Raw genomic sequence first — 12639 nt, forward strand, 5'->3', positions numbered from 1 at the left:
CCCTTCACTTGCGCCCGGGCTCCCGGGCGGAGTCGCCGCCGCGGCGCACGACCAGCGCCGCGTTGGAACCCATGAGTCCCCTGCTGAGGATCAGGGCCGTGTGCAGCTCGGCGGGGCGGGCGTTCGACGTCACCAGGTCGAGGTCGTGGCAGACGTCGAACACGTTCGGGGTGGGCGGGACCTGGCCGTGCTCCATCGCGAGCACCGCGGCCGCGGTGTCCAGCAGGGGTGCCCCGCAGTAGGCCCGGCCGATTCCCGTCTTGGGTGCCGTGACGGGTACGCGGGTTCCGTGCGCCCCCAGGGCGTCGGCGATGGCCAGGGCTTCGGCGCGGTCGGCCGCCGGGACGCCCAGGGCGTCGGCGAAGACGACGTCGATCTCCTCCGGGGCGCAGTCCGCCTCGGCGAGGGCGCCCCGGATCGCGTGCGCGAGTCCCTCCCGGGACCGCTCCCACTGCGAGGCGCCGGTGAACGTGGCCCCGTGTCCGGCCACGACGGCCCGGACGACCGCTCCCCGCTCACGCGCACGCCCCTCGTCCTCCACGACGAGCATGGCGCCGCCTTCCGCGGGCACGAAGCCGCAGGCTCCCTTGGTGAAGGGGCGGTAGGCGCGATCGGGGTCCTCGACGGTGCTGAGCTCGGGGTAGGCGAGCTGGCAGACCATCGAGTACGGGGCCAGGGGCGCCTCCGCGGCTCCGACGACCATCGCACCGGTGCCGCGGCGTACGGCGCGGGCGGCGTGCGCGATGGCGTCCAGTCCGCCCGCCTCGTCGCTCGCGACCACCCCGCACGGTCCCTTGAAGCCGCCGCGGATGGAGATCTGGCCGGTGCTGGCGGCGTAGAACCAGGCGATGGACTGGTACGGGCCGACGAACCGGGAACCCTGTCCCCACAGCTTCTGCAGTTCCCGCTGGCCGAACTCGCCGCCGCCGGATCCGGCGGCGGTGACCACACCGATGTCGTACGCCTCCTCGGGGTCGACCGCGCCGAGGCCCGCGTCGTCGAGGGCGAGGACGGTCGCCGCCATCGCGAAATGGCTGAACCGGTCGGTCTGGACGAGGAACCGTTCCTCGATGAGGTCCGCGGCGTCGAAGGCCCGGACCTCACCCGCGACGCGCAGCGGCAGATGCTCGCAGCCCTCGCGGGTGATCCGGTCCAGAACGCCGAGGCCCTCCCTGACGGACTTCCAGTACGCGTCCGCACGCAATCCGTTGGGCGCGATGACACCGATGCCGGTGACGGCCGCGCGCCGGGGGCGCTGAGTACTCATCGTGTCCTCCCACCCGTCCCGGTCAGGAGCACCGCGGACTGGAATCCGCCGAACCCGCTGCCGACGGAGAGCACATTCCTGAGCTTCCGGGGGCGTGCGGTGCGCGGCACGTAGTCCAGGTCGCACTCGGGGTCGGGGGTTTCGTAGTTCGCCGTGGGCGGCACCACCTGGTGCTTCAGGGCGAGGACGCAGGCGACGACCTCGATCGCGCCGATCGCGCCCAGCGAGTGGCCCACCATGGATTTGATGGAGCTCATGGGCGTGTTGTAGGCGTGCTCGCCCAGGGACAGCTTGACCGCGGCGGTCTCGTGCCGGTCGTTCTGCCGGGTGCCCGAGCCGTGCGCGTTGACGTAGTCGATCAGCGTCGGGTCGAGGCGGGCCTGATCGAGCGTGCTGTCGATCGCCCGGGACATCTCCAGGCCCTCGCTGGTCAGACCGGTCATGTGATAGGCGTTGCCGTAGGTGGCGTAGCCGCCGATCTCGCAGTAGATGTGCGCGCCGCGGGCCCTGGCGTGCTCGTACTCCTCCAGGATCAGCACGGCCGCGCCCTCGCCCATGACGAAACCGTTGCGGTTGGCGTCGAAGGGCCGGGAGGCGTGCTCGGGGTCGTCGTTGTTGGGCGACGTGGCCTTGATGGCGTCGAAGCAGGCCATGGTGATCGGGGATATCGGCGAGTCGGACGCCCCGGCGATGCAGACGTCGGCCCGGCCTTCCTCGATGGTGTGGAAGGCGTATCCGACCGCGTCGAGTCCAGAGGTGCAGCCGGTGGAGACGGTCTGCACGGGTCCCTGGGCCCCGAACTGCTCGGCGACGACCGAGGCGAGCGTGCTGGGCGCGAACGCCAGGTGCAGTCGCGGGTCGGCCGCCCGGTGGTCCACGTCCCACCGCCGGCCGCCTTCGCTGACCTTGACGTAGTCGTGCTCCAGGCGGGTGGTGCCGCCGACGGCGCTGCCCAGGGACACGGCGACGCGCCAGGGGTCCTGGCTGCCGGCGTCGAGTCCCGAGTCACGGACGGCTTCCCCGGCGGCGACCACCGCGAACTGGATGTACCGGTCGGCGTCCCGGATCAGCTCCGGGTCGAGTCCGTGGTCGAGCGGGTCGAAGTCGCATTCGGCGGCTATGCGGGAGCGCAGTCCCGCGGGATCGAACAGCGTGATGCCGCGGGTCGCGGTGCGGCCGCCTGCGAGGAGGTCCCAGAACGCCTTCGTTCCGGTGCCGCCCGGAGCGACCACACCGATGCCGGTGACGGCCACCCGCCGGGTCACTGTATGGCCCCACTTCGCTCGGACGGCTGTCCGTGGTCCGGCGCGGACAGGTCCGGGCCGCCGATGACGACCTCGTGGCCGGGCGCGGCGTCGGTCGCCTCCGTGTCGACGTGGCCGAGGCTCGGACGCGGGGCGAGCGGGCCCAGGTGGAAGACCATGCGGGCTTCCTCGTCGCCGACGTTGCGGAAGCGGTGCCGCATGTCGATCGGGATCAACAGGCCCTGGTCGGGCCGGAGCGCGAACGCCTCACCGTCCAGGTCCACTTCGAGGGCGCCGCTGACCACGTACACGAACTCCTCGGAGTACGGGTGGTAGTGCTCGCCGATGCGCTCGCCGGGCTGGATGATGGCCAGGCCCATGAAGCCGCTGGTGGACCCCGCCGTGGCGGGCGTGAGCAGGGCCCGGATGTCGCCTCCGCGCCTGCGGTTGGGTTCCGTCTCGCTCAGGTCCACGATGCGTGGATGGTGCTTGATCATGCTTGTACCTCCGGGTGGGGCGAGGACGTCGGATGGGACGTCCGGGGACGCGGGCAGCGGCGGTCCGTCAGGAGTCCGCCGCGCTGCGGTCGGTGATGGGCAGCATGTCGGCGTGCGACAGGAGGCGGTTGATGTTGCGTTCCGTCTCCAGCGAGCCCTCGACGCCGATCGCGGCACCGTCGAGGAGGCGCTCCAGCTCGGCGGCCTTCTTGGCGCCCTTGAGGCCGAGGGAGGCGACGGGGTCGCCGTCGAGCTCGCCCACGATGTCGATGAGCCGCACCACGATGTCGTCGCGCTGGAAGACGGTGCTGCTGTACACCGGGCTGTTCTTGTCGTCGGCCGCGGCCTCGTCCTGGTGGGCCAGCAGCCGGGCGAGTTCCATGCCGCAGCCCGGCCGGGCCGGGTAGTACAGCGCGTGCCGCCGCACCTTCGCGGGTTCCTTGCGGCCGGAGACCACGTGGTGCACGGCCGGGAGCGCCGCCCGGGTGAAGAACACCCGTGCCGAGTCGGGGTCGCTCAGGTCCCGGTCCTGCTCCAGGTAGGGGTTGATGGCTTCCTCGACCGCCCGTACCTCGGGCTGGCGCGAGACGTGGCGCAGTGCCGCGAGGAGGTCGCCCTCCACCTCGACGGCCCGCACGACGCGGTTGCCGTGCATGAAGAGCGAGGTGCGGCGCAGCCGGGTGGTGTCGTCGACCTGGGCCTGGGGCGACTGGTAGCCGGCGAGGATCTCGGCGACCTTCGACTCGGATCCGGGCTTGACGGTGAAGGTGAGGGCGTGGCGTGCCACACCGTTGCCGACACGGGCCTCGACCTGCTTGGGCGCCCTGACCGACTCCGGGGTGAGCGGTTCGGCGGGGCTCGTCTCACGGAGGATGCTGTAGCGCATCGACCGGGTGTCCCGGACGCAGCTGTGCATCGGCCTGACGGTTTCGACGTGCTCCTCGCTGTTCACCCAGGCGAGGAAGGGCGGGGCACTCTCCCACTCGCTGGTGATGAGCCACTGCGAGGGGTTCTCGATCGACTGGCACAGCTGGTCACTGATGTGACCGGGGACCGAGGCGACCTGGTTGCGCATGAGTTCGTACGCGTCGAGAAACTGCTGCTGAGCGCCTTCGTACAGGTCGAGCAGCAGGATCACCCGAAGCTTGGAGCCGTCGAACGCCGACTGCGAGATACGTCCCGAGGGAGTCATTCCGGCACACCTCTCCTTTTCGTCACGGAAAGTCAGGAACGACCGCGGTATCCGAAACGCCGGGGCCGCCATGAGCTGATCGTTGACGCGAGCTCCCCAGTGCGCGAGCCCCACGGGTCGGACGAGTGAACCGCGCGCCATCCGGGTGCCCCTGGCGCGCGAACCGGTCCACAAGGGGCATGGAACCTGCATCCCCTTCCCTCACTCACGTCGCAGGCGACGCTGGAGGCAATCAATGAACCGATTCGAAGAGGCCGGAGAGATCGGTCACCACACGCCCGTCCTCATCGTCGGCGGCTCTCTGGTGGGCCTGTCCACCTCGCTGTTCCTGGGGCGGCTCGGTGTGCCGCACATCCTCGTGGAGCGCCACGCGGGCACCTCGATCCATCCGCGGGGGCGCGGCAACAACGTGCGCACCATGGAGGTCTTCCGGGTGGCCGGGGTCCAGCGGCGCATCGAGGAGGCCGCGTCGGTCCTCGCGGACAACCACGGCATCCTGCAGACGCCGACCCTGGTGGGCGATGCCGGCGAGTGGCTGTTCAAGGAGATCGACCCCGGCAACGGACTCGCCCGTTTCAGCCCGGGCGCATGGTGCCTGTGCAGCCAGAACGACCTGGAGCCGGTCCTGCTGGAGAGCGCCCGGGAGCTGGGCGGCGACCTGCGGTTCTCCACCGAGCTGATGTCGTTCGAGCAGGACGCCGAGGGCGTGACCGCGAAGGTCAAGAGCCGGGAGACCGGCGAGCACACCACGATCCGCGCGGACTACCTCGTCGCGGCGGACGGTCCGCGCAGCCCCATCCGTGACGCGCTGCGCATCGGGCAGACCGGGCCGGGCGACCTGTTCCACAACGTGAGCGTCACGTTCACCTCGCGCGGTCTCGCGGAGGTCGTCGGTGACCGGCGGTTCATCGTCTGCTACCTGACCAACCCGGAGGCCGACGGGGCTCTGCTGCCGGTCGACAACAAGGAGCACTGGGTCTTCCACGCTCCCTGGCACCCCGAACACGGCGAGACCCTGGAGGAGTTCACCGACGAGCGCTGTGTGGAACACATCCGGCGGGCCATCGGCGTGCCGGATCTGGATGTGGAGATCACCGGCAGGGCCGCCTGGCACGCCGCCGAGCGGGTCGCCGAACGGTACGCGCGGGACCGGGTGTTCCTGGCCGGCGACTCGGCCCACGAGATGTCCCCCACCGGGGCGTTCGGGTCCAACACCGGTATCCAGGACGCGCACAACCTGGCCTGGAAGCTGTCCGCCGTGCTGGCCGGCTGGGCCGGTCCGGGACTGCTGGAGTCCTACGACGCCGAGCGTCGGCCGGTGGCCGAGGCGACGAGCGCCCGGGCCTCGTCGCGTTCGGTCGAGCACAGCCACCCCGGGTACACCCCCGGTCCCGAAGCCGGCGGTCAGGGCGGCCAGGGCGGCCCCGGTGGTCAAGGCGGCCGCGGCGGCCAGGGCGGCCCCGGCGGCAGGAAGGGCGGGATCCTCAACGTGGCGCTCGCCTACCGCTACCCGCGGGGCGCGGTCCTGGGCGCCGATCCGGCCGGTCCGGTCGTGCCCGAGGGGGTACGGCTGACGGGCGAGCCCGGAACCCGGGCGCCGCACCTGTGGCTGACCCGCGCCGGTGCCCGGATCTCCACCCTCGACCTGTACGAGCGGTCCATGGTGCTGCTGAGCGCGGCGGACGGCGCCGGTGGATGGGACGCCGCGGCGAGGGACCTGGCCCGGCAGATGTCCGTCCCGCTCGACTCCCACCGGATCGGCACGGGGCCCGAGGCGGACCTCGTCCCCGCGGGTGACGCGGACTGGGCGGAGATCCACGGCGTGACCGCGGACGGTGCGGTGCTGGTACGCCCCGACGGATTCGTCGCCTGGCGGTCCGAGGGGCCGGTCAAGGATCCCCGGACAACCCTGCGGGAGGCCCTGATCTCCCTGCTGGACCAGGCCTGACCTGCCTGTTCCGGGCGGGCCCGGGACATCGCCCGGCCGGGAGGCCGGCCACCGTCCCCCGAGGAGCGCGAAAAACAGCCGGAGGCCGTATCGGAATTCCGATACGGCCTCCGGCCACGACTTCTTCAGTCGGGACGACAGGATTTGAACCTGCGACCCCTTGACCCCCAGTCAAGTGCGCTACCAAGCTGCGCCACGTCCCGATGCGTCACCTCGCGGTTCCCCGCGCGATCGCGCATCCAAACCCTACCGCACGTCGGTGGATGACCGCGCACGCATTGTCATCGTCCCAGCGCAACCGGGGTCGCCGTCCGGGAGGAGACATCGTCCGAGCGCGGGAGGGGATGCCGTCCGAGGCCGGGAGGGGTCGCGTCAGGACGGTTCGCTCAGGTCGGCCGCCGCCGCCCGGAGCGCGTCGGCCAGCCGGGCGGCCGGTTCCGGCAAGGGCCCCGGAAGGCGGGCGAGGACGACGCGGCGCCGCTCCTCGGGGCCCCCGCGCACGGACACGATCCGTACGCCGGCCGGCGCGGCGGGGGCCAGCGAGGCCGGAACGGTCGTCAGGCCGCAGCCCTCGGCCACCAGGTGCAGTTTGGCCAGCCAGTCACGGGCGGTGTGGGCGATCACGGGACGCTCGTCCAGTCCCGGCCAGACGCCCATCAGCCTCTCGTCGCCGAGGGGGGAACCGGCGATCCAGCGCTGCCCCCGCAGGTCGGCGATGTCGACCGAGTCACCGGCGGCGAGCGGATGGGCCGCGGGCACCGCGAGCCGCAGACTGCGTTCACCGAGCGTCCGCACCGTCAGCGGGGGCGACTCGCTGTCGAAGGGCCGGAACGGTGGCGCCGAGGCGAGCAGGGCGAGGTCCAGGGTGCCGGCCCGCAGCGCGCGCACCAGCGCGGGTGTGCTGCCCTCCCGGGTGCTGACGGTGATCGCCGGATGGCTGCGGCGCAGTGCGGCGACGGCTCGGGGCAACAGGACGGCGCCCGCGCTGGCGAACCAGCCAAGACGGACGGTCCCGGCCTCGGCCGGCAGCCCGGCGAGTTCCCGCGCGGTCGCGTCGATCTGGTCGAGCACCGCGACGGCCCGGCGCAGCACGACGTGCCCGGCCGCGGTCAGCCGCACGCCGTCTCTGCGCCGCTCCAACAGCTGGGCCCGCGCGGCCCGTTCGAGGGAGGCGATCTGCCGGGACACCGCGGACTGCGTGTAACCGAGAGCACCGGCCGCCGCGGTGAACGTGCCGCGTTCGGCCACCTCACGGAAAACGCGCAGGGCGACCAGCGAGACGTCGGTGAAGTCCATGACGATGACGCATACCAGATGTGAGCAGGTTTCGTTGGACGCATGCCGGAGGCGTTCCTAGCGTGGTGGGCATGACTGTCGCACGCATCGCTCTCGTCACCGGCGCCAATCAGGGGCTCGGATTCGCGCTCGTCGAAGGTCTCGCCGCCCGGATGGACCGCGACGACCTGGTCCTGCTCACGGGGCGCGACGCCCACCGGGTCGCCGAAGCCGTCACCCGGGTCACCGGGTCCGCGGACACCACCAGCAGGGTCGAGGGCCGCGTCCTCGACGTCACCGACGCGCGGGCCGTGGCGGAGCTGGCGGCCGAACTCGGCGCGCGCCACGGCGGGGTGGACATCGTGGTGTCCAACGCGAGCGCCATGCTGACGCCGGACCGGTCGCAGGCCGAGCAGGCCGACGCGTTCATCGATGTCGCGAACGGGGGCGCGCACGCGATGCTGCGCTCGTTCGGCCCGGTGCTGCGTCCCGGTGGGCGGCTGATCGTGGTGGCCAGTTCGCTGGGCACGCTGGGTCGTCTCGACGCCCGGCTCCACCCGCTCTTCGACGGCGCCTCGCTCGACGAGGTGGAGGCCGCGGTCGCGTCCTGGCGGGCCGCCGTGCACGCGGGCACCGAGCAGGAGTTCGGCTGGCCCCAGTGGATCAACGTGCCGTCCAAGGTGGCCCAGGTAGCCGCCGTACGGGCGGTCGCGGCCGAGCGCCGGGACGCCGACCTGGCCCGCGGCACCCTGGTCGCGGCGGTCTGCCCGGGGCTCGTTGACACACCGCTGTCCCGGCCGTGGTTCACCGACTTCAGCCAGGCCCAGACCCCGGCGCGGGCCGCGGTCGCGGTGCTCGACCTGCTGCTGCGCGAAAAGGCCGATCCGGCACTGTACGGCGAACTCGTGCGGTTCGGGGAGGTGGTGCCGTGGCACACGGGCAGGCCACCGCGTCACCAGGAACGGGTTCTCGGCTCCTAGGACGTGGCCCGGCGACTTCCGCACCAGGACCTCAGCCCGACCCAGCGGACGGTCAACCGGGCCCTGTCAGCGGCACGAGCACCAGTCGAACGAAGCGTCGCGAGACTGAAGTCCTGGCACGTCTTCCGCAAAGCCCGCGTCAGTCCCAACCGCATGACGGCCGCGGCCGTTCTCACCCTGGAGCGTCAACGCTGAAAATGCTTCTTCACCGTCGCCACTCCAGGGAGGACGGCTTTGGCGATGACGGTCATCCAGTGGGACCGACGCGGCGGATCTTTCGTTTCACAACCAGACGAGTCGCCCTTCGGCGACCTCACAGACCGGATCGTTTCCATCGGCGATCTTCGTCAGCAGCTCCGCCACGGAGTCGAAATAGTGAGCCAGCGATTCGTACTCGCCCGTGATCGTGATCTCACCCACAAACCACCTGCCGACACGCCCGTCCCGCACGTCGATGAACTTTCCCGTCCAGCCGTCCTGATCCGACAGGAACGGGATCCACTCATTACGCCAGAACGGATTGTCCGGCTGGTCCGGAGGGTCGAATCCACCGGGCATGGAGCGGTTCGCGTAGAGCTTCTCCATCGCCCGTATGCCCAGAAAGAAGCTTCCCTCTTCCGGGAACCCGGCGAAGCCGCAACACGCCACATCGTCGTCCACATCTTCCTCAGGAAGATCCAGATTGTTCTGCAACAGCCACGCCCGCAGATCCTGAGGGAGGGAGATACCCATCCGTTCCTCGGCGGCCGCGAGCATCTGTTCCGTAGCGGGCCCAGGCAGATCCGCGTGATCGGCCGGGGCGTGCTGCCGAAGAAGACTCATCACGCGGGACCAGCTCTCCGCCACGCTCATTCCCCTCTGCCCTCTCTCCATGGATGCCCCATACGACTGCGCCACTGCGGGGGTTGCGGTGCGCCGGCCTTAAGGACCTCGCGGGGATGGTACTCCGAGCAGGCTTTCTGCCCCCTCCCCTACGACCACCTTCCGGACCGAAGTGCAGGACCGGCCGCTCAGCGAGGTGAAGGACGCGGACTGCCTTCACGACGTCGGTCATTCGGTTGGTGCTGGCCTTGATACGCCTTGTCCGGCCAACGTTTGAGTCCGGCATCAGTGAGGGCTTCGATGATCCCGTGCTGTCGCGCGGCAGCCAGGTCCTGAGTCGAGCCGGGCAGAGCACGCGAGACCCAGAGCAGCCGTCCGAACGGATCGGTCAGGACCTGCACGTTCCTGCCATGGCGCTTGCGCTTCCAGAGTAGTAGGGGGTGTCGACGGCGATGCGGTCGATCGGCAGCAGGGTTCCGTCCAGAATGACGAACACCTCTTCTTCGGTGAAGGACCGCTAGACGTCGACGGAGTGACGCCGTGAGGTGCGTGTGCCGAACCGGGTACCCTTCCCGCCGGTTGGGGAGCGACAAGGGGAGTGGGCGTGCGCAGAGCCAGGGGCATCATCCGCAGAGGGCTGGTGGCCGTTGCCGTGCTGGCCGGTGTGCTCGCGGCTGAGGGGTGCGGTGCGGGCTCGGAGCCTACCGACTCCCGGACCACGGGCCCTGCCGGCACGATGGGCTCCGCGAGTTGGGAGTTCGAGCGTGTCTTCGACTTCCATGGACGTCTTGCGGATCTCGCCGTCCTGGCCGAGGACGACATCTGGGCTGTCGCGCTCGACAGCGACGGCGACTCCAACGGCCCGTTGCAGCACTACGACGGCACGCGCTGGCAACGAGGGCCCCTCCCCGAGGCGTTCGGCACCCTCGACTCGGAACCTGTGCTCCACGAGGTCGGCGAGAAGGCCCTGTGGATGGAATGGCACATCTCAGGAACGGAATTCGGCGTGAACTCCTGGGCGCTGTGGGACGGCGTCCGCTGGTCAGCGGTGCCGAACCCTCCGCCGGGCGGTGTCGTGCGCCTCGCGGCCGCGGGTCCGGAGGACATCTGGGTCCTCCTCGGGAACGGGACCGCTCAGCACTGGGACGGCACTCGCTGGACCCCGACGCGGCTGCCGTACGCCGCATCCGACCTGGCGGTGGCGGGACCCGACGACGTCTGGGCAGTCGGCAGCCGTTCCACCGGGCCGGGCACCGAACAGGGCTCCGGCGAGCGCTACAGCCAGCCCGCCTCGATGCACTGGGACGGTACGTCCTGGAAGCCGGTGGAGACTCCGCAAGCCCATTTCGAGGAGCCCATACCGCCGGAGGCCGGCGCAAGACTCAGCCGGGTCATCGCGCTCGACAGCGGTGAGGTGCTCGCATACGGCATCAACAGCTTCAACCACGGCGAGGGCGGGGAGGAACCCGCGGACGGGTTCATCCAGCTGCGCCGGGACGGCTCCAAGTGGGTCGCGCAGCGGCCCGCACCCGGCGGGTGCGCCCAGCGGATCCCGGTGGCGCAGGACGACGCGGGCCTGTTCCTCGACCGCAACTGGTTCCTGACCGGGGACGGCCGGTGCGTGAAGATCAAAAGCCATCGCCTCCCCCTGTCGACCGGTGCCCGCAAGGGGTCGAAGCAGTCGCTGTGGCTGGAGGAGGTCCACCGGATACCCGGCACCGACGAGTGGCTGGGCGCCGGCCAGGTCCAGGTCAACCAGTCCGGCGCCCCCTTCAACGCCCCCGCCGTCGTTCGCCTGAAGCGCGGCGGCTGACGCCGTCGGCCGGGAACGGCTGTGCCCGCGGAGACGCCCCGGCCGGAATGCCGTGGCAGCCGGGGCCATGCCGCCGAACGACAGTGATTGACGAAGACGACAGCGCCCCTGCCGGATGGCCGGCGGGGGGGGCAGCGCCGCGGTCTCAATGCGAACCGACGTGGTGCGCCATGACGCGAGGTCCTTCTGGTTGCCGACGTGCCGGGCCCGCGGCGTACCGCTGAACTGCCCGGTGGTGCGGTACGCATTCTGGGGCCACTCTGAAAACGCTACTCTGAAATACCGGTGAGCAGTTGCCTTCCGCCCCGCAGCTCGGAGGGCGCTTCACCCTCCGGAACCTCGATTCCGGGCTTCGTCAGTTCGCTCATCGCGGTCCCATCGCTCGTCACCGAAATCCCTCGCACGGGCCGGCCGGACACATGGACCTTCCATGCGGCAGGCGATCACGCTACCGGCAACGCCCATGCTCCGAAGTGCACCCCGTGCCACGGAACACGGCTCTCGCGTCCTGGGATGTACCGGAGCGAGAGCCGGCCACACCCCCGCGGGCGCCCGGCACGGTACCGGCCGCTTCTGTCGCGGCACCGGGCCGTGGTGGGTGACGCCGGGCGCGTCACCCACCACCGGGCCGCGGGTCAGGCGTTGGGGTCGAAGGTGATACCGGCCGGCTTGGCCTTCACCAAGTGGGCGTTGAAGTTGCCGTCCTTGAGTCCGAACACGGCGCTGCCGAAGTCGTACGCGCTCAACTTCTCGCGCAGCCCGGCGGGGTAGCCGTTCCAGCCGACCAGGGTGGGGAACTGCCAGGTGTGGTGGTGGTTCTCCGGCGGCTCGTCATTGGTGTTCGCGGGCCGGAAGCAGTGCGTGCGGATGCCGTCCTTGTGGTAGACGACCTTGGGGTGCGTGCCGTCCCAGCGGATCTGGTCCCGGCCGTAGATGTTGAAGTTGCCGTGGGCCGAGGTGGACACGTACTTGGCCTCGTTGTCCTGGACCCACACCACGACGTGCTCCCAGTCGTTGCGGTGCCCGCCGAGGCCGCTGCCGGCGACGGCCTGGTCCTTCTCCATGTAGAGGCCGTACATGATCGCGCACCAGCCGTTGTTGCACTTCTCGCGGGAGTACCCGTTGGTGTTGTCAAGGTCCCAGGAGTCGCGGCACTGGCCGTTCAGGGCCCCGGAGGGCTTGAGACCGCCGTTGACGGTGCCGTCGGGGCCGATGGCGGGCGTCGGGTAACAGCCGTCGGTGTCGTAGTCGAAGGCCGGCTGGAACGTCTGCTCCAGTCCGTCCGCGTTCGCGGGCAAGGCCTTCGGCGGGTCGGCGAGGGCGCTGCCCGGGAAGGCGACGACCAGCGCGACGGCGCTGCCGAGAATCACCGAGACCTTGCGGATCCGCGAGCTTCTTTTCACTGCTTCCTCCAGATCGACCGCGACGTGGGGGCGGGGCGGGCCAGGCGGTCGTCTTGGCATGCCCAGGTCAGCCTTTCGGGTGGGCGCGAAAAACACCAGAGGTCGCGGGTGTCGGAGCGATGAAGGATCTACCAATGGGGATCGCAGGAAGGGAAGTTGGGAGAACGCCGGGCCCGTCCGGGGCTCGACTCCCGTGCC

Annotated in this window: 10 protein-coding genes, 1 tRNA gene and 2 pseudogenes; 4 read left to right on the forward strand and 9 right to left on the reverse strand. The window is 70.7% G+C overall.

All coding sequences use genetic code 11. The features are described 5' to 3' along the window. Nucleotides 1-4: 4 nt before the first annotated feature. From ACFWBT_RS02405 to ACFWBT_RS02420, 4 genes are all read right to left on the reverse strand, one after another. Nucleotides 5-1267 carry a ketosynthase chain-length factor gene (locus tag ACFWBT_RS02405; RefSeq protein WP_385694821.1) on the reverse strand — a complete coding sequence of 421 codons (1263 nt, stop codon included), beginning with the start codon at nucleotides 1265-1267 and terminating at the stop codon, nucleotides 5-7. Next, nucleotides 1264-2532 (reverse strand): beta-ketoacyl synthase, encoded by a 1269-nt coding sequence (locus tag ACFWBT_RS02410; protein WP_266764155.1) that lies wholly within the window; start codon nucleotides 2530-2532, stop codon nucleotides 1264-1266. The genes ACFWBT_RS02405 and ACFWBT_RS02410 overlap by 4 nt, the downstream gene beginning before the upstream one ends. Further along, nucleotides 2529-3008, reverse strand: a complete 480-nt coding sequence (locus ACFWBT_RS02415) for a cupin domain-containing protein (protein WP_385694824.1) — start codon at nucleotides 3006-3008, stop codon at nucleotides 2529-2531. Before ACFWBT_RS02415 ends, ACFWBT_RS02410 begins: the two co-directional genes overlap by 4 nt. 67 nt (nucleotides 3009-3075) lie before the next feature. After that, nucleotides 3076-4200 carry a SchA/CurD-like domain-containing protein gene (locus ACFWBT_RS02420; protein WP_385694826.1) on the reverse strand — a complete coding sequence of 375 codons (1125 nt, stop codon included), beginning with the start codon at nucleotides 4198-4200 and terminating at the stop codon, nucleotides 3076-3078. A gap of 235 nt (nucleotides 4201-4435) precedes the next feature. Here ACFWBT_RS02420 and ACFWBT_RS02425 point away from each other — a divergent pair, with 235 nt between their 5' ends. Continuing rightward, nucleotides 4436-6148 carry an FAD-dependent oxidoreductase gene (locus ACFWBT_RS02425; protein ID WP_385694828.1) on the forward strand — a complete coding sequence of 571 codons (1713 nt, stop codon included), beginning with the start codon at nucleotides 4436-4438 and terminating at the stop codon, nucleotides 6146-6148. A 129-nt stretch (nucleotides 6149-6277) separates the two neighbouring features. Here ACFWBT_RS02425 and ACFWBT_RS02430 read toward each other — a convergent pair. Together ACFWBT_RS02430 and ACFWBT_RS02435 are read right to left on the reverse strand one after the other, a co-directional pair. Beyond that, nucleotides 6278-6351, reverse strand: a tRNA-Pro gene (locus tag ACFWBT_RS02430). A gap of 169 nt (nucleotides 6352-6520) precedes the next feature. Continuing rightward, nucleotides 6521-7444 (reverse strand): LysR family transcriptional regulator, encoded by a 924-nt coding sequence (locus ACFWBT_RS02435; RefSeq protein WP_385694831.1) that lies wholly within the window; start codon nucleotides 7442-7444, stop codon nucleotides 6521-6523. Nucleotides 7445-7515: 71 nt separating this feature from the next. Between ACFWBT_RS02435 and ACFWBT_RS02440 the strand changes: the two genes are divergently transcribed. Beyond that, nucleotides 7516-8403 carry an SDR family NAD(P)-dependent oxidoreductase gene (locus tag ACFWBT_RS02440; protein WP_385694834.1) on the forward strand — a complete coding sequence of 296 codons (888 nt, stop codon included), beginning with the start codon at nucleotides 7516-7518 and terminating at the stop codon, nucleotides 8401-8403. Between the two features lie 30 nt (nucleotides 8404-8433). Then, nucleotides 8434-8598 (forward strand): annotated as a pseudogene (locus ACFWBT_RS02445) (transposase family protein); the annotation flags it as partial. An 87-nt stretch (nucleotides 8599-8685) separates the two neighbouring features. Here ACFWBT_RS02445 and ACFWBT_RS02450 read toward each other — a convergent pair. Together ACFWBT_RS02450 and ACFWBT_RS02455 are read right to left on the reverse strand one after the other, a co-directional pair. After that, a complete protein-coding gene (locus ACFWBT_RS02450; protein ID WP_385694837.1) occupies nucleotides 8686-9255 on the reverse strand; it encodes an SMI1/KNR4 family protein in 570 nt (189 codons plus the stop codon). 215 nt (nucleotides 9256-9470) lie between these two features. Continuing rightward, nucleotides 9471-9721, reverse strand: a pseudogene (locus ACFWBT_RS02455) (transposase family protein); the annotation flags it as partial. 108 nt (nucleotides 9722-9829) lie between these two features. Here ACFWBT_RS02455 and ACFWBT_RS02460 point away from each other — a divergent pair. Next, entirely contained in the window at nucleotides 9830-11038 is a 1209-nt protein-coding gene (locus tag ACFWBT_RS02460; RefSeq protein WP_385694840.1) for a hypothetical protein, read from the forward strand. Nucleotides 11039-11673: 635 nt separating this feature from the next. On the opposite strand, the gene ACFWBT_RS02465 is transcribed toward ACFWBT_RS02460, so the two are convergent. Further along, the gene (locus tag ACFWBT_RS02465; RefSeq protein WP_385694842.1) at nucleotides 11674-12441 is read right to left on the reverse strand and encodes an NPP1 family protein; all 768 of its coding nucleotides are present in this window, start codon (nucleotides 12439-12441) and stop codon (nucleotides 11674-11676) included. Between the last annotated feature and the right edge of the window lie 198 nt (nucleotides 12442-12639).

Origin of the sequence: Streptomyces sp. NPDC060027 (genome assembly GCF_042737005.1) — a bacterium.
Classification (GTDB): Bacteria; Actinomycetota; Actinomycetes; order Streptomycetales; family Streptomycetaceae; genus Streptomyces.

Coding starts and splice junctions, on each gene's coding strand:
- ACFWBT_RS02405 (WP_385694821.1), bottom strand. CDS start 1,267: ATGAGTACTCAGCGCCCCCGGCGCGCGGCCGTCACCGGCATCGGTGTC.
- ACFWBT_RS02435 (WP_385694831.1), bottom strand. CDS start 7,444: ATGGACTTCACCGACGTCTCGCTGGTCGCCCTGCGCGTTTTCCGTGAG.
- ACFWBT_RS02440 (WP_385694834.1), top strand. CDS start 7,516: ATGACTGTCGCACGCATCGCTCTCGTCACCGGCGCCAATCAGGGGCTC.
- ACFWBT_RS02425 (WP_385694828.1), top strand. CDS start 4,436: ATGAACCGATTCGAAGAGGCCGGAGAGATCGGTCACCACACGCCCGTC.
- ACFWBT_RS02420 (WP_385694826.1), bottom strand. CDS start 4,200: ATGACTCCCTCGGGACGTATCTCGCAGTCGGCGTTCGACGGCTCCAAG.
- ACFWBT_RS02450 (WP_385694837.1), bottom strand. CDS start 9,255: ATGAGCGTGGCGGAGAGCTGGTCCCGCGTGATGAGTCTTCTTCGGCAG.
- ACFWBT_RS02415 (WP_385694824.1), bottom strand. CDS start 3,008: ATGATCAAGCACCATCCACGCATCGTGGACCTGAGCGAGACGGAACCC.